Source organism: Glaesserella sp. (assembly GCF_041814905.1).
Classification (GTDB): domain Bacteria; phylum Pseudomonadota; class Gammaproteobacteria; order Enterobacterales; family Pasteurellaceae; genus Glaesserella.
In genome coordinates, this window is the sequence record NZ_JBGXYA010000009.1 from 63334 (window position 1) to 82735 (window position 19402).

19 protein-coding genes are annotated in these 19402 nt (G+C 42.7%); 11 read left to right on the forward strand and 8 right to left on the reverse strand.

Features of this window, described 5'->3' with window-relative positions:
- Positions 1–9: 9 nt before the first annotated feature.
- From psiE to ACEYJ7_RS01350, 3 genes are all read left to right on the forward strand, one after another.
- Complete coding sequence (psiE, locus tag ACEYJ7_RS01340; protein ID WP_373777226.1) at positions 10–429, forward strand: phosphate-starvation-inducible protein PsiE; 420 nt, start codon at positions 10–12, stop codon at positions 427–429.
- A 10-nt stretch (positions 430–439) separates the two neighbouring features.
- Complete coding sequence (nudF, locus tag ACEYJ7_RS01345; protein ID WP_373777227.1) at positions 440–1057, forward strand: ADP-ribose diphosphatase; 618 nt, start codon at positions 440–442, stop codon at positions 1055–1057.
- Between the two features lie 251 nt (positions 1058–1308).
- Positions 1309–2748 (forward strand): factor H binding protein domain-containing protein, encoded by a 1440-nt coding sequence (locus tag ACEYJ7_RS01350; RefSeq protein ID WP_373777228.1) that lies wholly within the window; start codon positions 1309–1311, stop codon positions 2746–2748.
- A gap of 123 nt (positions 2749–2871) precedes the next feature.
- Here ACEYJ7_RS01350 and corA read toward each other — a convergent pair whose 3' ends face one another.
- From corA to asnC, 3 genes are all read right to left on the reverse strand, one after another.
- Complete coding sequence (gene corA, locus ACEYJ7_RS01355; protein WP_373777229.1) at positions 2872–3837, reverse strand: magnesium/cobalt transporter CorA; 966 nt, start codon at positions 3835–3837, stop codon at positions 2872–2874.
- A gap of 396 nt (positions 3838–4233) precedes the next feature.
- Positions 4234–5001, reverse strand: coding sequence for a uridine phosphorylase (udp, locus tag ACEYJ7_RS01360; RefSeq protein WP_373777247.1), 768 nt, complete (start codon positions 4999–5001; stop codon positions 4234–4236).
- 118 nt (positions 5002–5119) lie between these two features.
- Positions 5120–5593 carry a transcriptional regulator AsnC gene (gene asnC, locus ACEYJ7_RS01365; RefSeq protein WP_373777230.1) on the reverse strand — a complete coding sequence of 158 codons (474 nt, stop codon included), beginning with the start codon at positions 5591–5593 and terminating at the stop codon, positions 5120–5122.
- 168 nt (positions 5594–5761) lie between these two features.
- Here asnC and asnA point away from each other — a divergent pair, with 168 nt between their 5' ends.
- A complete protein-coding gene (gene asnA / locus ACEYJ7_RS01370) occupies positions 5762–6754 on the forward strand; it encodes an aspartate--ammonia ligase (RefSeq protein WP_373777231.1) in 993 nt (330 codons plus the stop codon).
- Positions 6755–6932: 178 nt separating this feature from the next.
- On the opposite strand, the gene ACEYJ7_RS01375 is transcribed toward asnA, so the two are convergent.
- The 5 genes from ACEYJ7_RS01375 to msrP all read right to left on the reverse strand — a co-directional run bounded on the left by ACEYJ7_RS01375 (position 6933) and on the right by msrP (position 12222).
- Entirely contained in the window at positions 6933–8570 is a 1638-nt protein-coding gene (locus ACEYJ7_RS01375) for a phosphoethanolamine transferase (RefSeq protein WP_373777232.1), read from the reverse strand.
- A gap of 221 nt (positions 8571–8791) precedes the next feature.
- Positions 8792–10108: a ferric reductase-like transmembrane domain-containing protein gene (locus ACEYJ7_RS01380; RefSeq protein WP_373777233.1), complete on the reverse strand. Its 1317-nt coding sequence runs from the start codon at positions 10106–10108 to the stop codon at positions 8792–8794.
- A 68-nt stretch (positions 10109–10176) separates the two neighbouring features.
- Positions 10177–10572, reverse strand: coding sequence for a YgiW/YdeI family stress tolerance OB fold protein (locus ACEYJ7_RS01385; protein WP_373777234.1), 396 nt, complete (start codon positions 10570–10572; stop codon positions 10177–10179).
- A gap of 103 nt (positions 10573–10675) precedes the next feature.
- Positions 10676–11269 carry a protein-methionine-sulfoxide reductase heme-binding subunit MsrQ gene (msrQ, locus tag ACEYJ7_RS01390; protein ID WP_373777235.1) on the reverse strand — a complete coding sequence of 198 codons (594 nt, stop codon included), beginning with the start codon at positions 11267–11269 and terminating at the stop codon, positions 10676–10678.
- Positions 11269–12222: a protein-methionine-sulfoxide reductase catalytic subunit MsrP gene (msrP, locus tag ACEYJ7_RS01395; RefSeq protein WP_373777236.1), complete on the reverse strand. Its 954-nt coding sequence runs from the start codon at positions 12220–12222 to the stop codon at positions 11269–11271. Before msrP ends, msrQ begins: the two co-directional genes overlap by 1 nt.
- 98 nt (positions 12223–12320) lie before the next feature.
- On the opposite strand from msrP, the gene ACEYJ7_RS01400 reads away from it, so the two are divergent.
- The 7 genes from ACEYJ7_RS01400 to murI all read left to right on the forward strand — a co-directional run bounded on the left by ACEYJ7_RS01400 (position 12321) and on the right by murI (position 19200).
- Positions 12321–12884 carry a sigma-70 family RNA polymerase sigma factor gene (locus ACEYJ7_RS01400; RefSeq protein ID WP_373767956.1) on the forward strand — a complete coding sequence of 188 codons (564 nt, stop codon included), beginning with the start codon at positions 12321–12323 and terminating at the stop codon, positions 12882–12884.
- Positions 12881–13066 (forward strand): zf-HC2 domain-containing protein, encoded by a 186-nt coding sequence (locus ACEYJ7_RS01405; protein WP_373777237.1) that lies wholly within the window; start codon positions 12881–12883, stop codon positions 13064–13066. The genes ACEYJ7_RS01400 and ACEYJ7_RS01405 overlap by 4 nt, the downstream gene beginning before the upstream one ends.
- Positions 13067–13172: 106 nt before the next feature.
- Complete coding sequence (rpoZ, locus tag ACEYJ7_RS01410; protein WP_373777238.1) at positions 13173–13454, forward strand: DNA-directed RNA polymerase subunit omega; 282 nt, start codon at positions 13173–13175, stop codon at positions 13452–13454.
- Positions 13455–13573: 119 nt separating this feature from the next.
- Complete coding sequence (spoT, locus tag ACEYJ7_RS01415; protein WP_373777248.1) at positions 13574–15685, forward strand: bifunctional GTP diphosphokinase/guanosine-3',5'-bis pyrophosphate 3'-pyrophosphohydrolase; 2112 nt, start codon at positions 13574–13576, stop codon at positions 15683–15685.
- Between the two features lie 7 nt (positions 15686–15692).
- A complete protein-coding gene (gene recG, locus ACEYJ7_RS01420; protein ID WP_373777239.1) occupies positions 15693–17774 on the forward strand; it encodes an ATP-dependent DNA helicase RecG in 2082 nt (693 codons plus the stop codon).
- 69 nt (positions 17775–17843) lie between these two features.
- Complete coding sequence (locus ACEYJ7_RS01425) at positions 17844–18353, forward strand: chorismate lyase (RefSeq protein ID WP_373777240.1); 510 nt, start codon at positions 17844–17846, stop codon at positions 18351–18353.
- 49 nt (positions 18354–18402) lie between these two features.
- Positions 18403–19200, forward strand: a complete 798-nt coding sequence (gene murI, locus ACEYJ7_RS01430; RefSeq protein WP_373777241.1) for a glutamate racemase — start codon at positions 18403–18405, stop codon at positions 19198–19200.
- The last annotated feature ends 202 nt before the right edge of the window (positions 19201–19402 follow it).

A 19402-nucleotide genomic window follows, 5' to 3' on the forward strand; every position in this document is an offset into this window, starting at 1 on the left:
GGAGCCTTTATGCCGAAAGTAAGTTTTGAAGGGCATCATTCCATACTGGGAAAGTGGATTTCGGAAATATTTCAATGGATATTAAATATTTCTTTATTAGTTGCCGGAGCCATTCTCGCTTACGCCCTTTTTTCCGAAGCTTATGAGTTATTTAAACTGTTGATTTCCCATGGCGATAAATACCATTTTATTGAGAGAATTGTTGTCTTCTTTCTTTATTTTGAATTTTTAGCGCTGATCGTCATGTATTTCAAATATCACTATCATTTTCCGCTGCGCTATTTTTTATATGTCGGTATTACGGCGATGATCCGTTTAATTATCGTCGATCATTCAAACCCGATGCATACGCTGTTATTCGCCCTTGCCATTTTAGTTATGGTAGTCGCCTTATTTATTGTACATTCAGAACGCTTGCGTAAAAGCTAAGGAACATTCTATGAGCCAGATTCGTCAATTTCAGCAAAAAGATTTAGAAATACTTCGTGAAGAGGTGGTCTATCAAGGCCACTTCACCATGAAAAAAATGTACTTCCGCCACAAACTGTTTAAAGGCGGAATGAGCGGTGAAGTGGTTCGCGAATTAATGATCAAAGGAGCAGCCTCCGCACTGATTGCCTATGATCCGGTTCGTGATAGCGTCGTCTTGGTCGAACAAGTCCGTATCGGTGCTTATGACCCGACAAGCCATGAATCGCCATGGTTGGTTGAGCTGATTGCCGGCATGGTCGATGAGGGCGAAACGCCGGAAAATGTCGCCATCCGTGAAAGCTACGAAGAAGCCGGTTTGACCGTAAGCAACGTCGAACACGCACTCAGTATTTGGGACAGCCCGGGCGGTGCCGTGGAGCGCTTACACCTCTTTTTGGGTTTGGTTGACAGCGCTCAAGTCGGCGGTGTGTACGGTTTGGAAGAAGAGAACGAAGACATTCTTGTTCACGTGGTCAGCCGCGAACAAGCGTACCAATGGGTTGTTGAGGGCAAAATTGATAATGTCATCGCCGTTGTCGGCTTACAATGGTTACAATTGAATTATCAGAAATACCGAAAAGCCTAGCTCATTTATCAAAATTTAAACAACAAGCGGTCATTTTGCGGCGGAATTTTGCAAAAACATTTACAAAATTCTGCCGCTGTCTTTATCTTCTATTTTATCTAACTCTTCTAACTGATTGGTTTTGCTAAAAATTGCTAAACTTTTGTGGGCATAAAATTTACATAACTTTTATTAAAGTTTCATTTGTATATATATATATATATATATGGGTAAAATATAGTCTATTTTATTTGTTACCAAAGGAATTTACTATGAAAAAACAATTAAAACTATCATTAACTGTACTTTCTTTATCTGTTTTAACGGCTTGTTCAGGAGGCGGTGGAGCAGATTCAGCCAAGGCTATAGAAAATCAGGCTCAACAAGCGTCTCAAGCAAAAGATAAAGTACAACAGCCGGCGAATAACGCGGTGGCTAACGGTAAGAACGCAATTCAAACACTCACGAATGCTGAAGCATCTGCTGTTGAGTCATCAACACAAGCGGCAAACGCGATTCAAGCCGTTATCGACAAACGTGGATTAACTGAAGCAACTGCTCCTATCGCACAGAAAGCTGCCATTATCCAAAAAGAGGCAGCAATGGCTGCTGAAGTTGCTTTACTGGCTGCCAAAGAAAAATTAGACGCAAGCAAATCTCAAGTAGAAGCCGCAAGAAGAGCGGTGGAACTCGCAAGTTTGAGGGCAAAGGCTGCTACCGTTGAGGCAGAAACAGCCGCTTCAGTTGCAGCGAATATTTTTGTCTATCGAGTAGAACCATCAGATGCTAGACTTTCTGCCATTAAACAAACGCTTACCACTCAACAACAAGCATTATTCACGGCTTATAACGGCTTAAATTCTGAAGAAATCGCACTGAATCTTGCAAAAGCACAAGCTGCAGCAGAACAATTAAACACCGCGGTCACTGTGGCTCAAGGTGTGCTTGACGAAGCATATAATGCACAACATTACGCTCAAACTGCATATGAAGCTGCGGTAGCAAAAGTTGAGGAAATGAAGACAACTATCGAAGCGGCGAAAGCTTACAGCTTTGTCGACTCAAGTTATCAGGATGCTGTTCGCCAAGCGAAAACCATTACAATTGATGAGACCGAAATCAGTTTAATTGATGAAACTCTCGGTTATGAAATGACGAATATTGGTGACAAACAAGTTAAAGCCTACAACTTAGCCTATTCTGCTGCCGGCTATGTACTTCCTAAAAACGTGAAAACCGATAGTAACGGACAATTAATGTCTGCTTACGAGAATACCGAAGGATTAGGTTATCGTGCCGTCGGATTGAGCACCGAATATACCAACTTGCCGTCATCAAGTAGTGACACTTATTATTACGGTAAATCTTTCGGTGTAAAAACAGAAGGCAATCTCGAATTAACGGTAAATTTTGCAAATAAAACATTATCAGGTTCAGTAACTGATCGCATTGAAACCGGAACAACAACCAAACTTAGCGATATTATATTAGAACAAGCGAATATCACTCCTTCAGATGAGAATATTGCCGAATTTTCAGGTAAGGCGACCTATAAAACAAAAGATAATATTGATGTTACCGGTAGCTATCTCGGTCAATTTATGGGACCAAACGCTGAAGAGGCTGTTGGACAAATCAAGGATGCCAATGGTTATTTCTATGAGGCTTATGCCGGTAGCAGCAAGGAACCGTTTGTAACAACAGAAGAGTAATCTAACGAATTTTTTGCAAAAAACAGGCTGAAACTGACCGCTTGTAAACGCAAATTTTGATCTGCCCTCCAACAGTTAGGCGATAAACCTAACTGATTCAGGGGCAGATCGACACACCTTCCGTTATAACCAACCTTTACGTTTGAAATAAATATACGGCGAGGCTGCCGCACAAATCATCAAGCAGATTGCCATCGGATAGCCGTATTCAAATTTCAGTTCTGGCATAAATTCAAAGTTCATTCCGTAAGTCGAGGCGACCAACGTTGCCGGAAGAAACATGACTGACACAACCGAGAAGAATTTCATAATTCGGTTCTGTTCAATATTGATGAAACCCATTGCCGCTTGCATTAAAAAGTTGACCTTTTGAAACAACGCTTCATTATGCGGTTGAAGCGATTCAATATCGCGCATAATGTCGCGCGCCTGTTCTAGCTGATTATTCGGTAAACGGGTTTTACGAATCAAGAAGCTCAATGCACGCTGGGTATCCATCAAACATAAACGGACTTTTGAGCTGGCATCTTCCAACTCGGTAAGATCAGACAGCGCATCATCAAAATTATGATTCGCTTTATACTGCTCTTCTTGTGCAATTAATACTACGCGACTTAATTTTTCCAAATCGGCATAAATATTCTCAATAACATCCGCCAACTGCTCGATTTTAGTTTCAAATAAATCCAGTAATAGCTCATAAACATTGCCGTCGATTAATTTGGTGCGACGGGAACGCATACGGTATAAACGAAAAGCGGGTAAATCGCGCTCACGCAGTGTAAACAAACGACCGTCACGAATCGTAAAACCAACAGTGGCAATATCCGCATAATCATCGTCGTCCAAGCAGTAAAAGAAGGAGTGTAGATGCAAGCCGTCTTCATCTTCAAAAAAACGGGCGGAAGCCTCTAAATCTTCTAATTCGTGTTCTTCTGCAAGGGTTTGGTCTAAACGATGTTCGAGAACGCTACGTTCTTCATCGGTCGGATCGATCAGATCAATCCAAATTGCGTCATTTAATTGGTTTTGAATCGTTTCATCAACACTGATTAAGCGATCGTTATTTAACGAAAAAGCTCTGATCATGTCATACTCCTAAAAAATGGTATGAGGCGATGAACAAAAATGAACAAAAAATAAGATACTGACAGGAGCTACCGAAACTCGTCGGCAACCCGAGAGGTGCTTTGGACGAGAAGGGGTTAAAAAGCTGATAAGTATCGACTGTGACTGTCCAAAATGCGTATCCTCAAAGTAAAAAAACGGGCGAATGGTACAGATTTCACCGCAAATCGTCAAGAAAAAGCGGGAAGTTTTCTGATTTAAAACAGAACAAGCGGTCCGTTTTCGTTAAAATTTTGCAAATTTCGGTATCATAGACAAAATTTCACGGGTTTCTGACCGCTTGTTGAATCACTTCCGCCTTAGATTGGGCGCAGAAGTTTTATTTAAAATCAATTAATTAGGCTGTTTTAAGGCGCTTTACGTATACGCCGCAGCCAATGCTCCGGCAGCTTCCACCACCACGCCCACCGCACGATCTTCCGTGCCTTTAATGGTTGCTTCGTTCGGAATCTCTTGTTGAGTGCGGTTTACAATTACCCCTGAAACCATCCCCGCTTTTAAACCAAGGGCAGAACACATTGTGAATAATGTGCCGGATTCCATTTCAAAATTCATTATATTCAATTCTTGCCATTGTTGTAATGATCCGCGGAATTTACGGTAGATTTTACCGGTAAAGGTGTCATAACGCTCTTGACCCGGATAGAAAGTATCGGAGGAGGCAGTGATGCCGACATAAGGCTCAATGCCTTGGTTTTTCGCGGCGGCATAAAGGGCGTTGGTACAGTTGAAATCTGCGACGGCAGGATATTCCAACGGAGCAAAATGGCGGCTTGCACCGTCTAAACGCACTGCTCCGGTGGTAACAAGCACATCGCCGACATTAATATGCGGTTGAATCGCACCGGTGGTACCGATACGAAGGAAAGTACGGACTCCCAACTGCGCTAACTCTTCGACACAGATAGAAACGGAAGGTCCGCCGATACCGGTTGAACAAACAACGATAGGTTGACCGCCAACATAGCCTAACCAAGAGGTATATTCACGGGTTGATGCTAAAAATACCGGATTTTGCATTTTGGCAGCGATGCGCTCACTACGCGCCGGATCCCCCGGGACGATGGCAACTTTCGCGCCTTTTAACATTGCTTTAGTTAAGCCTAAGTGAAAAACTTCTGACATCATTATTCTCCTATTTTGAGTTTAATGCGTTGATTCTAATGACAGTCTCTATGACAAGCGATTGTTTTTACCAAGAAATTTGCAAATTTGTGAGAGAGATCACAGGTAAACGTTTGCCCTACGGCTTGATATCTCGCAGGATCGGATTTTGCATAGAGATCAAGGTTTCCGTCGATTGGATCTCGTCAATTAATTGGATCTTGGTTGCCAACACGCGGTGAAGTTCTTCGATCGTGTGCGTCATGACTTTTAAAAAGATCGAATAGTTACCCGTTGTGTAATAGGCTTCAACGACTTCATCAAAATCTTTTAATTTTGCGATCACTTTTTCGTAATCTTTGGCACTTTTTAGAATTATGCCGATAAAGCAGCAGACGTCATAGCCAAGTTTACGTTCATTAATGCGGATTTTAGTGCCTTCAATAATGCCGGCTTGGCGCATTTTTTCAACCCGTACGTGAATGGTGCCGGGGCTAACGCCAAAATTTTTCGCCATTTCGGCATACGGGGTACGCGCATCTCGGGTTAATACACGCAAAATTTGTTGATCAAGTTGGTCAATTTGCGTGGAGTATTGATAATTGGTATGCAAATTTTGCTCCTTTTAGGTGTATTGTTAGATTTTATATAAAATATGTGTGTCAAATTTAGATTGTGTCTAACAGCAAAAGCATTTTGTTTGATACATATTGAATTTTTCAGAGATTCCTTTAAATTGTATTCATCTTTTCCAATTCATAGAGCACGAGAGACATTTATTATGAAAAAATCATTTATTCTACAACAACAAGAAATCAGTTTTGTGAAAAACACCTTTACCCAAAACCTCATCGAACAATTAGACATCGTTGAAGTTCAAGGTCCTATCTTAAGCCAAGTAGGTAATGGTATGCAAGATAACCTTTCAGGGATTGAAAAAGCGGTTCAAGTAAACGTGAAATGTATTCCGGGCGCAGTATTTGAAGTGGTGCATTCGCTTGCAAAATGGAAACGCCATACGTTAGCGCGTTTCCAATTCAAAGAAGGTGAAGGCTTATTCGTCCACATGAAAGCGTTACGTCCGGACGAAGATTCTCTCGATCCGACTCACTCTGTGTATGTGGATCAATGGGACTGGGAAAAAGTGATTCCGGCGGGTAAGCGCAATTTTGATTACTTAAAACAAACAGTACGTTCAATTTATCGTGCCATTCGTTTAACCGAATTAGCGGTAGAAGCCCGTTTTGATATTCCGTCTGTGTTACCAAAAGAGATCACCTTTGTTCACAGCGAGGATTTGGTTAAACGTTACCCGACTTTAACCAGTAAAGAGCGTGAAAATGCGATTTGTAAAGAATACGGCGCGGTCTTTTTAATCGGTATCGGCGGTAAATTATCGGATGGCAAGGCTCACGACGGACGTGCGCCGGACTACGATGACTGGACAACGGTTTCCGAAGGCGAATACAAAGGCTTAAACGGCGATATTTTAGTCTGGAACGAACAACTCGGTACGGCATTTGAACTTTCGTCTATGGGTATTCGCGTAGATGAAACGGCATTACGTTTACAGGTTTCATTAACCGGCGACGAAGACCGTTTAAAAATGGACTGGCACAAAGATTTATTGGAAGGCCGTCTACCGCTTTCCATCGGTGGCGGTATCGGTCAATCGCGTATGGCCATGTTCTTATTGCGTAAAAAACACATCGGTGAAGTGCAATCCAGCGTGTGGCCGAAAGTGATGGTTGAGAAATTTGAAAATATTCTGTAGTTTTAACTAAACGCTTATTTAAACCCACTGTTTTATACGATAGTGGGTTTTTTCTTTATCAATCAGAGACTTTTATTCAAGAATGGCGCTGATGACACGTGCGGGAAACCATAAACAAGCGGTCGGTTTCGATAAATTTTTTGCAAAATAATTCGAAAAACCGACCGCTTGTTGAACGTTATTTCGCTTTACGGCATTGCGCCAGAATATCTAACTCCGGGTTATACACGGAAAGGGTTAAGTCCATATCGTTCAGGCTCATCATCGTATGAAATAAATTATCGTGAGAAAATTCCTTGGTTTGAGCATTGTGACGCACGCAATTTAAATCAAAAGGTTCGTTTTTTACCCACTCTTTAGAGAACCACATAATCATCGGAACTTTAGTTTGCGAATCCGGCGCAATAGAATAAGGCGCACCGTGCAGATAAAGCCCGTTTTCTCCTAACGATTCACCGTGATCGGACACATAATAGAGCGCACTTTCCCATTTTTCATGTTTTTCTAATTGACGGATGATCTTATCCAAAAACTGATCCAGATAAACGATACCGTTGTCGTAGGTATTTCTTAACTCTTCGTCTGAGCAGCGATTGATCTCATTTGTATCACAAGTTGGAGAAAATAGTCGTTCTTCCGGGGTATAACGTTCGTAATAGGTCGGTCCGTGGCTGCCCATGGTATGCACGACAATAAAGAGATCTTTGCTTTTCGACTCGGCTAACGCTTTCTCAATTTCAGGTAATAGAATATTGTCCAAACATTCGCCGTCTTTACAATATTCAGGCAGGTTAAGGTTTAAAATGTTTTTATTCGGCACCCGTGCGCAAACGCCTTTACAGTCGCTATTATTGTTCAACCATAAAATATCGATGTTTGCCCGTTGTAAAATATCCAACAAATTGTCCTGCTTATGGGCAAGGCTGTCTTTATAATCGTCTTTTCCTGCGGCAGAGAACATACAAGGTACGGAAACTGCGGTTGCCGTACCGCAACTGCTTACGTGGCGAAAGTTAATGATTTCGTTACCGCGAGCTGCAAGTTTTGGTGTGGTTTGGCGTTCATAACCGTTTAAGCCCCAGTTTTGCGCTCGGGTTGTTTCTCCGACAACCATGATTGTCACATGGCGGTAATCATCCGGTTTGTCCTGTATGGAATCTAAACCGATTTGCTGATAAGGCGTATTATCGCGATAGTAGTAGCGGATTTTCTTCACCGTTGACGCCACGAAATTGGACGGTGTGATCAAATGCGGTAAATTTTTATGATTTCTGAAAAACGAGGCGTAATCCTGATAAAAGAATTTTGCTACACTCAAAATCACCACGACGGAAAGCAAGATAGAACCTAAACGAAACAGTAGCTCTTTCCACCAAGGTTTATAATCGATTTTTACCATCATGTATAATACAGCCGGAATAATGCCTAAAAAGACAAGCCATGCAATATAAGATGGCGTTAATAAACGCGTACTTTCGGCAGCGTTGGTTTGTAGCACGTTATCCAACATACCGACATTAAAATAGATATTAAAAAAGAGAGAGTTATAACTAATTGCCGCACTGATTATAATTAATAATGGAACAATCACTTTGTGTAGAATAGGAATAGAGAGAATATTGAGAATAATATTCAGCGCAAAAAAGTAAACAAAAGGAATAGTTAATAAAAAATAATCTTCCGTTTTACCTGTAAATGGTTGAATTTTTAATACTTCTTGATAAAAACCGAGGTTTAATGCAAGGGTAAAGTATAAAGAAACAATGAAAATAATGGTTGTTGAAGAAAGTCTCCAGTTGGAGAAAGAAATATTCATAAAATAAACCTCAATAAAAAATTGCAATGCTATGACTTTGGATTGTGAAAAATGTTCTATTGAAAAAATAAAAAAATGAATTAAAAGATTAACTGCAATAAATAGATTTTATTGAAAATAATTCTTATCTTTTTATCGGCTCGATTTTTTTATTTTAGATATAAAAAAACAGTGAATTTTGCAAAATTTTTGCTCAAACTCACCGCTTGTTCCGTTTGTGATCAACGCATTTCAAACAGTTCTTGATGGAATTGTGCCATGTGTAGATCGGATTTAAGTTGTTCGCCAAATTGGCTGTTTCCGGAGAACCAAAGGCTGGCATTTGTCAGATCACCTGTTTTTTGCCGAATATCGGAAGCCATTAAGCGCCCTTGTGTGGCGGAATGCCATAAGATCAACTGTACGTTAGCTTGCGCAGACTTTTGCTGTAACTCATGAATGAATCTTTCATCCGTATTACGATAACAATAGAACAGAAAAACCTTTTGTTGATTTTCTCTCTGTGCGAGTTGCTCTAAACGGGCGATAAACGGGGTAATACCGATTCCCGAACCCACCCAAACTTGGGTTGAAACATTGTCTTTAAACGTAAAATAGCCGTAAGGTCCTTCGATTTCGACTTTATCGCCCACGCGGAAGTGTCGGGCGGTTTCGGCGGTATAGTCCCCCAAATTTTTGATTAAAAACCGTAGAGAATTCGCGGTAAAAGAGGCGATAGTAAACGGATGTATTTCCTGATTGCTGCGCAAATTGCGGATAAAGGCAAATTGTCCGGCTTGATGACCTTGCCAATTCGGTACATCGATGAAGAGTTCTACACTGTCGCATTCCGGTAATGATTGGATTTCAGTGACTGTGCCAATGCTTTTTTGCGCCACGCCGACTCGTTTAAACAAGACGATTAATGCGGATATCGTTCCGGCAACTAATAAGATTGCCAAAAGCCAACCTATAGGCTGTGACCAATAATCGAATTTAATTAAAATCACTGCGTGAAAAACTAAACCAAGATAAACCACCGCTAACCATTTGTGGAACTTTTTAAACCAATGATAAGGAATGCGTTTGATTAATGCCATACAAAGCAGAACAAGTGCGAGATAGAACGTCCATTCGCCAGCCGTTTCCGCAATACCTTTAAAACTTCCCAACCAATGCTCTAAATTAAAAGGTGCATTGAGTGCTTCAGCCGGTTTTTGAGGTCTATTCGGTCTTTCCAGCCAGCCCCAACCGACCATCCATTTCGTTCCTTTCGTCAACCCAAAATGGGTCAGTGCACTGACCAATGCGGTGATACCAAGCCATTTATGCAGGCGATAACCTTTATCTAAACCGTGCAACCATGGTTCCAGCCATTTTGGGCGCACAGCCAATAACATACAAAGGCTCATCGAGCCCATGGCTATTGAACCGCTGTATTGATTGGCAAGGTATCTGAATTCAAAATAAGTGAAGGATTCCGGAAAGGTATTTGCCATCAACCACAATCCGCTCACGATGATTAAAAATCCCCAAAGGGCGAATTTGATGTTTTTCATTATGTGTTCCCCACAAACACAAAGCGGTGAGTTTTGCAAAATTTTTGCTAAAACTCACCGCTTGTAGGTTATTTCTTCGTGATTTGTTTCACATCGACTTCAACGGTATTCCATTCTTTGTCCACTTTACCGCGGATTTGAATGGTATCTTGTGGAGTGATGTTTAACCCGTTCCACGCACGTTTGCTGACGTCGATTTGGATTTCACCGCTGGCATCTTTAAAGATAAATTCGTCTTTATCGATTTGTTTGACGATTTGTCCTTCTAACAATGCCGGAGTGTCATCCGCCGCTTTGAGTGCATCGGCTACGCTTTTAACCGCGAGACTTTCATCAAAAAAGAAGCCTTGCTGGGCTTGCGCTTTGCCGTCATGGTAGCCACCACGATGGTCGTCGTTACCGCCTTTTGCCATGGTGACGGTAGATACGGCTAATAATGTTGTCAAGATAATTGCTTTTTTCATAGATTGTTTTCCTTGTTTAAATTTTTTTAAATGAACTGAGTGTGTATCGCAAGGACGTTGCCTTTTGATGTGTGCATTAAATCAAGCAAATCTTAACAAAATCTTAAGAACGAAAAATTTTTTTGCATTGCGGTAAAAATTTCATGCCGACAATGAAAATTGCCGCAAGACCGATGATGATCGGATCAAGCGTGAGGCTTTTTACCGACCAATAATAGTGCACTACGGCTAAGATTAATGCCGGGTAGGCAAGTTGATGAAGCGTTCCCCAGTATTTACCCAAGCGGCGTTTAAGCGCCGGCAATGAGGTAAGTGCCATTAAGGTGAGTATCACAAAGGCGATACCGCCTAATATTAAATAAGGTCTCGCAGTCAGTTCACTAAAAAAGAGAGAAAGATCCAACCCTAATTCCAGCACTAAATAAGCGGTGATATGTAATGTGACCCAAACAAACGTCCATAATCCCAGCGGGCGACGTAAAATTTGATACGGGTTTTTCTTAAGCCATTGCAATGCGATGCCGAGCAGAAACATGCTGCAAAAGATAACAATGGCGCCATAGCCGAGAAAATGGATCAATTCTTTGACGGGATCCGCACCCAATGTCGCTTCATTTCCGCTTAACAGAACTTGTGCCAGCCAAATCAGAGGCGCGGCACAGCCGAGATGAATGAAAATACGTAATAGCGTTAACATCAGTAATTCACCTTCAAGTCTAATCCATGGTATAAATATGCGACGTCGTTTTCATAGCCGTTGAACATGAGTGTCGGTTGACGTTTGGTTGACAGTAGTCCGCCACTGCCGATAACCCGTTCGGAGGCTTGTGACCAACGGGGATGATCCACGTTCGGATTAACGTTGGCATAAAAGCCGTACTCGTGCGGGGCGAGTTTTTCCCACGTGGTCAGGGGACGGGTTTCCGAAAATGTGATTTTGACAATCGATTTGATGCTTTTAAACCCGTATTTCCACGGCACGACCAAGCGAATAGGCGCGCCGTTTTGCGGCGGTAGGGCTTTACCGTATAAACCGACGGAAAGCAACGTCAGCGGGTGCAACGCTTCATCCAAACGCAACGCTTCAACATACGGATAATCAATGCTGCCGCCCAATAAACGGTTTTTTTGCCCCGGCATTTGTTCCGGATCATAAAGTGTATGGAATACGACATAGTTGGCTTTGCTTGTCGGTTTGGCTTTTTCAATGAGGCGGGCTAATTCAAAACCGATCCACGGTACAACCATCGCCCAAGCTTCGACGCAACGAAAACGGTAAATGCGTTCTTCTAACGGAAAAGTATCGAATAATTGCGCATAATTTAAACGGAAAGGATTTTCTACTTCGCCGTCAATTTCAAGTGTCCACGGATCGACGTTAAATTGTCGGGCATTCTGTGCCGGTGCACTTTTATCGACACCGAATTCGTAAAAGTTATTATAGCCGGTGACTTTGCTCTCGGGCGTTAGGATTAACCCGTTATCCTTATCTCGAGTAAAGTCTAGAGCGTTGAGCACCGGTTTTTCTTCGGCAAACACGCTTTTCGGCAACGCTGAAGCCGCAAGCCCTAACCCGAAAGCAGCAATAATTTTACGGCGTTGGTGAAAAACGGTTTCCGGTGTGATGTCTTGAACGGTTAATTTTTTCATCAATGATTTCTCCCAAATAACATAATTTGCTTATATTTGACGAAAATGATCTAAAATACTTACAGTGAATTTAATATTATTTTGAGGATAGATACACGATGAATACGTTAACTTCCGAACAAATCGATGACATTCGACACCAAATGGTGAAATTTGCCATGTTGCAACTTGCCGATAAAGATTTAGCCGAGGACGTCGTTCAAGAGGCATTAACCAACGCTTATAAGTACGCCGAGTCATTTCGGCGTGAAGCGGCACTGAAAACATGGATATTCGCTATTTTAAAGAACAAAATCGTCGATTTAATTAAAAAGCGACACAAACTTGTACCGGTCAGCGAATTATGTGAAGAGGAGTCGCAGGAGGCGTTTTTCGACCAACACGGGCATTGGTTGGAACAGCGGGATGTGACGGAATGGCAAGGTGTTGATCAAGCAACCTATCAAAAGGAATTTTGGGCAATTGTGGATATTTGTTTAAATAAGTTACCCGCCCAGCAGGCTCGGGTTTTTATGATGCGCGAGCATTTGGAAATGAGTAGCAGCGAAATTTGTTGCGAATGCGAGATTTCACTGACTAACTTAAATGTGTTGCTTCACCGGGCGCGTTTGCGTCTACAGGAGTGTTTGTCTCTGAACTGGTTTAGTGAGGAATCAAAATGAAATGTCAACAGGCCACGGAATTGATTTCATTGTCTTGTGATCAACAACTCAATTTGTTGCAACAGATGCGTTTGCAGCTGCACCTTTGGATTTGCCCGAAATGCCGTAATTTTCAGCATAATACCAAACGGTTAGGACATATTTTGAAAGGATATTGCCATCACGATAAAGACGAAAGCTGATAAATTTATGTAGAGGACCGGCGGGCGGCATTGTTTCTCGCGTTTAACTTCTGTATAATCTCCCTCCTTTTAGTAAGTCTAAATTTCACAAAATTCGGAGTAAATAATGGCTCGTGTAACCGTACAAGATGCAGTAGAAAAAGTGGGCAATCGTTTTGATTTGATTTTGACGGCGGCGCGCCGTGCAAGACAATTACAGCTTCACACCCGTGAACCGCTTGTGCCGGAAGAAGATGATAAGCCGACAGTCATCGCACTACGCGAAATTGAAGAAGGTTTGATCAACAACCAAATTATGGATCAGCAAGAAAACATCGAATCACTTCAATTAGAAGCGGCAGAAAGAGAAGCGATCTCTTTCCTTGCCGATGTACAAGCAAATTCGTAATCCCATCGATTGAACGTTGTAGATGTTCCGACCGTTTGCAAGCGGTCGGATTCGGCAATAAATTTGCAATGTTCTATTCTCTGCGTTCAATGCCATATCCGTTTGCTGTTGGGGGCTACATGGAATATTTTGAAGATCTTAATGCTATTATTCAGGGGTATTTGCCCGCTGATAAAATTGAAATCGTCAAACGTGCCTACGAAGTTGCGCGGGATGCTCATACAGGTCAATTTCGTTCTAGCGGCGAACCTTATATTACCCATCCTGTTGCCGTTGCCTGCATTATTGCAGAAATGAAATTGGATCATGAAGCCGTCATGGCGGCATTGTTGCATGATGTGATTGAAGATACCCCTTATACCGAAGCTCAATTGGCGGAAGAATTCGGTAGCAGCACAGCAGAAATTGTGCAAGGTGTTTCCAAACTCGACAAACTGAAATTTCGTACCCGACAAGAAGCGCAAGTGGAAAACTTCCGCAAAATGATCTTGGCGATGACCAAAGATATTCGTGTGGTATTAATCAAACTTGCCGACCGTACGCATAATATGCGCACACTGGGGTCGCTACGGCCTGACAAGCGCCGTCGTATCGCCAAAGAAACTCTCGAAATTTACACCCCGCTCGCCCACCGCTTGGGTATCGAACATATCAAAAACGAATTAGAAGACCTTTGCTTGGAAGCAATGTATCCGCACCGTTATCGGATTATGAAAAGAGCGATTGATATGGCGCGCGGCTCACATCAGGAAATGATCAAACGCATCTCATCTGAAATTCAAGCAAGGTTAGATGAAGTCGGGATTAAAGCACGTATTTACGGTAAAGAGCGCCCGCTCTATTATCTGTATGAAAAAATGCGCCAAAACGAACAACATTTTAATTCTATTTTAGATATTTATTCTTTCCGTGTTGTGGTAGACAGCGTAGATAACTGCTATCGCGTCTTGGGGCAGATGCACTCGCTCTACAAACCACGCCCGTTCCAAGTAAAAGATTACATTGCTGTGCCGAAAACCAACGGTTATCAATCGTTACATACTTCAATGATTGGTCCGAAAGGCGTGCCGGTGGATGTATTGATTCGTACCGAAGAAATGGACCAAATGGCGAGACTGGGGGTTGCAGCCCACTGGGGATATCAAGACCACGCCAATACCAGCGTACAGCTTCGCGCTCAACAGTGGTTGAAAAGCATTGTGGAAATGCAGCAAAGTGCAGGGAATTCGGCAGAGTTTATCGAAAACGTTAAGTCGGATTTATTTTCAAGCGATATTTATGTCTTCACGCCGAAAGGCCGTATCGTTCAGCTGCCGGCAAAAGCAACACCGGTCGATTTTGCTTACGCGGTGCATACTGACGTGGGCGATCGTTGTATCGGCGCGGTGGTTGACCACAATCCATATCCTTTGTCACAGCCTTTACAATCCGGGCAAACCATTGAAATTCAAACGGCGGACAGTATTCGTTTGAATGCGTTATGGCTCAATTTTGTGGTAACGGCGAAAGCACGTTCCAGTATTCGCAGCACGCTAAAACGGCAACAGCGCGATGAAGCTATTTCGTTAGGTCGCCGTCAATTATTGCTCGCTTTAAATTTGCAAAATTTTGATGAAATCGAACCGCTTGCAATTCAATCGGTTTTAGAGGAATTAAAACTGGCGACCTTCGAAGATTTATTGGCGGAGATCGGCTTAGGCAACCAGATTAGTGGTGTTATTGCACAACGTCTTTCCGGGCAAAAATTACAAATTGATACCGACGGCAATCCGGAAAACAATCAGCCGCTTGCCATTCAAGGTGTGGATAGCGGTTTAATCAGCTTTGCCAAATGTTGTTTACCTGTGCCGGGGGACGATATTATTGCGCACATCAGCTCCGGTAAAGGATTAATGATTCATTGTATCGGTTGTCGTAATGTGAAAGACGCTGCCATTGATCAACGTAATTATTTACCGGTAACTTGGGAAGTGGCAAAAGATAAAGCGATTGAATTCGAGGCGGAACTGTGCGTCGATATTTTCAATCAACAAGGGGTTTTGGCGGAGATCACCACGACGATCGCAAAAATGAATAGCAATATTCTCAGCATTCAAAGCCAAGCGCGAGAGGGTGGGATTTATCAGGTCGTATTGCTCATCAGCGTAAAAGATAAAGCCCATTTACAAGCGATTCTGAACAAACTCAGCCATCTTTCAAGCGTGGTACAAGCGGTCAGATCTTCCACATAATTTGCAAATGAGCAAACAACTATTAGACGGTGTGCCGCTAACCGCCCTTTCGGGTGTCGGGGCGGCGATTTCAGAGAAACTCAGTCGGATCGGCATTAATAATGTGCAAGATCTACTGTTCCACTTACCGATGCGCTACGAAGATCGCACGCGCATCACACCGATCATTGACCTGCGTCCCGAATCTTACGCCACAATTGAAGGCATTGTGCAACTGACCGAAGTGCAGTTTGGTAAGCGCCCGATTCTTTCAACGGTACTTTCCGACGGTAGTAGCAAAATTACGCTCAAATTTTTCAATTTTAATGCAGGAATGAAAAACAGCTTGGTCGCCGGTGTGCGGGTAAAAGCTTTCGGCGAAGTTAAACGCGGGCGCTTTATGGCAGAAATTCATCACCCTGAATATCAAATTATTCGGGGAAACCAACCGCTTGAGCTGGCAGAAACATTGACACCGATTTATCCGACGACCGAAGGCTTGAAACAAGCCTCTTTGCGTAAATTAACCGATCAAGCCTTGGCGTTACTTGAGCGTGTGCAAGTGGCAGAATTGCTTCCCGATGAATTTAATCCACACAAATATAGCTTAAAAGAAGCCTTGCGGTTGTTACATCGACCGCCACCGAGTGTGTCGTCCGAATTGTTAGATAAAGGCGAACACCCTGCACAAAAACGGCTGATTTTTGAAGAGTTGTTGGCACATAATTTGGCAATGCAACAGGTGCGAATGGGCGTGCAACAACATTTTGCCGAACCGCTACGTTATCAAACCGATTTAAAACAACGCTTTTTGGCGACTTTGCCGTTTCAGCCGACTAACGCCCAAAGCCGTGTAACCGCAGAGATTGAACAGGACTTGGCGAAACCTTTCCCGATGATGCGACTGGTGCAAGGCGATGTGGGTTCAGGCAAAACCCTTGTGGCAGCATTGGCAGCACTGTTGGCGATTGACAATGGTAAACAGGTAGCGTTAATGGCTCCGACCGAAATTCTCGCCGAGCAACACGCCCACAATTTTGCCAACTGGTTACGACCTTTTGGGATCGAAGTGGGCTGGTTAGCCGGCAAGGTGAAAGGCAAAGCGAGAACCGCTCAGTTGGAAGCGATTAAAAATGGCGATGTTCATATGATTATCGGCACGCACGCCCTGTTTCAAGATCAGGTCGAGTTCAATAATTTGGCGTTGGTGATTATTGATGAACAGCACCGTTTCGGCGTACATCAGCGTTTAACCTTACGAGAAAAAGGGGCGAAGGGCGATGTGTATCCGCACCAGTTGATTATGACCGCAACGCCTATTCCACGCACCTTAGCGATGACTGTTTATGCCGATTTGGATACCTCCATTATTGACGAACTTCCCCCAGGGCGAACGCCGATTACGACGGTGGCGATTTCAGAAGATCGCCGAGATGAAGTGGTTCGCCGTGTTTATCAAGCCTGTAAAAATGAAAAACGCCAAGCCTATTGGGTTTGTACGCTGATCGACGAGTCGGAAGTGTTGGAAGCACAAGCGGCGGCGGCGATTGCCGAAGATTTGCAACGAGCCTTGCCCGATTTGCGTATCGGCTTGGTTCACGGGCGAATGAAACCGCAAGAAAAACAGGCGATTATGGCGGAATTTAAGGCGGCAGATATTGATTTGTTAGTGGCAACAACGGTGATTGAAGTCGGTGTAGATGTGCCGAATGCCAGTTTGATGATTATCGAAAATTCCGAACGCTTGGGGCTGGCACAGTTGCACCAACTGCGTGGGCGTGTCGGGCGTGGGGCGACGGCTTCCCATTGTGTCTTGATGTACAAAGCCCCATTGGGTAAAATTTCAACTAAGCGGTTACAGGTGCTGAGAGACAGCCAAGACGGGTTTGTGATTGCTGAAAAAGATTTGGAAATTCGTGGACCGGGCGAAGTACTAGGCACAAAACAGACGGGAATGGCAGAGTTCAAAATCGCAAATTTAATGCGAGATCGTAAGATGATTCCATTGGTGCAAAATTATGCAAAACAGTTAATTGTCACTTACCCTGAAATTGCTAAATCGCTTATTCGTCGTTGGTTGGATGAGAAAACAATGTATTCTAACGCATAACAAGCGGTCATTTTTTACAAAAACTTTGCAAGCTCATTTATAATAGTCAAAAATTTTTTAATCACGACAATGCAATATTTTTCGGCTTACCGCAATATTTTATTCCGTTCAAATTGGCAGACAGATGAAATTCATCTGCCTACAGCCGTTGCTAATTGGCTATTTCATTCGGATTCTCTTACTGAAAAATTACAACAGATTTGCCCGAACTTGAGCGTCGAGGTGATTAATCAGGGTTGGCAAGCGGTCGGTTTCGACGAAAATTTTGCAAAAAAAACCAAAAAACAGACCGCTTGTTGGCTGCGTGAAGTGATATTGAAATGCGGTGAACAAAATTGGATTTTTGCTCAAACCAGATTGCCGAAAATAACGATCGACAATGTAGCACAGGACGTTTTAACTCTGGGTAATCAGCCTATCGGCTTATGGCTTTTTCCTCAAAATCCAAAAAGGCAAACGTTGGAATGGCAGCAAGATCTACAATCGGGACTTTATGCACGCCGTTCCCTATTACACCTTCAACAGTATCCGATTGAAATTTGCGAACTTTTTCTTCCGCAATTTCCATTTGAACGATAAACAAGAAAAGAGTAGCATTTCCGCCAATTTTTTATGGTGAGTACTGATAATGAAACCAACAATTCTTTTATATGACTCGGGTATGGGCGGTTTGACCATCTATGATGCGATTCGCGCCAGCCTGCCAAACGCTCACTATTTATACTGTTTCGATAACGCCTATTTTCCATATTCCGAAAAATCGGAAGCCGTTTTGATTGAACGAGCGGTTAAAATTGTGCAAAAAATTGCCGAAAACTACCCGCTTAATATGGTGGTTGTCGCGTGTAATACCGCCAGTACCGTCGTTTTGCCGGCACTGCGCGAGAAATTTTCGATTCCGGTGGTTGGTACTGTCCCGGCGATTAAACCGGCTGCAAAAGTTTCGCAGACTAAAACAATCGGCTTATTAGCGACTAAAGGTACGGTCGCACGCCCTTATGTGGCGGATCTTATCCATAAATATGCGGATGATTGTGTTGTAGAAAAAATAGGTACGACGGATCTTGTTGAAATTGTTGAAGAAAAACAACAAACCGGCATTGTTGATATGCGACGCTTACAAAAAGTAGTCGAGCCGTGGCTGAATTATCCGACCCTAGATACCGTGATTTTTGGTTGCACCCATTTCCCTTTGGTAAAAGAGGAATTACAGCAGCTGTTACCACAAGTAAAGTTTTTCGTCGATCCTAGCGCGGGTATTGCTAAGCGGGTTGTTGCGTTATTGAATTCCTATTCTCAAAACGGAAACAAACAAAGTGAAAATGCGGCTTTTTGCACCAAACCATTAAGTGAAAAGAGTTTTTATAAAGAATTGGTACAGAGTTGGGGATTCCCGACTTTAACGGTTTTGGAATTATCCGAATAGTTTTTTGCGTAGAATAAAACAACAAATTGTACTAATTTTGATTCGTTAAATAATTTTCTCAAAAAATTTTGCAAAAATCGCTTGCGCGGAATTCTAAAATCTCTATAATGCGCCCCACACAACGACGCACTGTTGTGAAGTGATTAAATTAAACAGTGCGTCGTTGTTTTTTGCTCTTTAACAATTTATCAGACAATCTGTG

What these genes read in the sequence shown, in the direction of transcription:
- psiE (WP_373777226.1), top strand. Translation starts at nt 10, where the DNA reads ATGCCGAAAGTAAGTTTTGAAGGGCATCATTCCATACTGGGAAAGTGG.
- ACEYJ7_RS01350 (WP_373777228.1), top strand. Translation starts at nt 1,309, where the DNA reads ATGAAAAAACAATTAAAACTATCATTAACTGTACTTTCTTTATCTGTT.
- asnA (WP_373777231.1), top strand. Translation starts at nt 5,762, where the DNA reads ATGAAAAAATCATTTATTCTACAACAACAAGAAATCAGTTTTGTGAAA.
- nudF (WP_373777227.1), top strand. Translation starts at nt 440, where the DNA reads ATGAGCCAGATTCGTCAATTTCAGCAAAAAGATTTAGAAATACTTCGT.
- murI (WP_373777241.1), top strand. Translation starts at nt 18,403, where the DNA reads ATGAAACCAACAATTCTTTTATATGACTCGGGTATGGGCGGTTTGACC.
- spoT (WP_373777248.1), top strand. Translation starts at nt 13,574, where the DNA reads ATGGAATATTTTGAAGATCTTAATGCTATTATTCAGGGGTATTTGCCC.
- udp (WP_373777247.1), bottom strand. Translation starts at nt 5,001, where the DNA reads ATGTCAGAAGTTTTTCACTTAGGCTTAACTAAAGCAATGTTAAAAGGC.
- msrQ (WP_373777235.1), bottom strand. Translation starts at nt 11,269, where the DNA reads ATGTTAACGCTATTACGTATTTTCATTCATCTCGGCTGTGCCGCGCCT.
- ACEYJ7_RS01375 (WP_373777232.1), bottom strand. Translation starts at nt 8,570, where the DNA reads ATGAATATTTCTTTCTCCAACTGGAGACTTTCTTCAACAACCATTATT.
- ACEYJ7_RS01385 (WP_373777234.1), bottom strand. Translation starts at nt 10,572, where the DNA reads ATGAAAAAAGCAATTATCTTGACAACATTATTAGCCGTATCTACCGTC.
- corA (WP_373777229.1), bottom strand. Translation starts at nt 3,837, where the DNA reads ATGATCAGAGCTTTTTCGTTAAATAACGATCGCTTAATCAGTGTTGAT.
- msrP (WP_373777236.1), bottom strand. Translation starts at nt 12,222, where the DNA reads ATGAAAAAATTAACCGTTCAAGACATCACACCGGAAACCGTTTTTCAC.
- recG (WP_373777239.1), top strand. Translation starts at nt 15,693, where the DNA reads ATGAGCAAACAACTATTAGACGGTGTGCCGCTAACCGCCCTTTCGGGT.
- ACEYJ7_RS01405 (WP_373777237.1), top strand. Translation starts at nt 12,881, where the DNA reads ATGAAATGTCAACAGGCCACGGAATTGATTTCATTGTCTTGTGATCAA.
- ACEYJ7_RS01400 (WP_373767956.1), top strand. Translation starts at nt 12,321, where the DNA reads ATGAATACGTTAACTTCCGAACAAATCGATGACATTCGACACCAAATG.
- rpoZ (WP_373777238.1), top strand. Translation starts at nt 13,173, where the DNA reads ATGGCTCGTGTAACCGTACAAGATGCAGTAGAAAAAGTGGGCAATCGT.
- ACEYJ7_RS01425 (WP_373777240.1), top strand. Translation starts at nt 17,844, where the DNA reads ATGCAATATTTTTCGGCTTACCGCAATATTTTATTCCGTTCAAATTGG.
- ACEYJ7_RS01380 (WP_373777233.1), bottom strand. Translation starts at nt 10,108, where the DNA reads ATGAAAAACATCAAATTCGCCCTTTGGGGATTTTTAATCATCGTGAGC.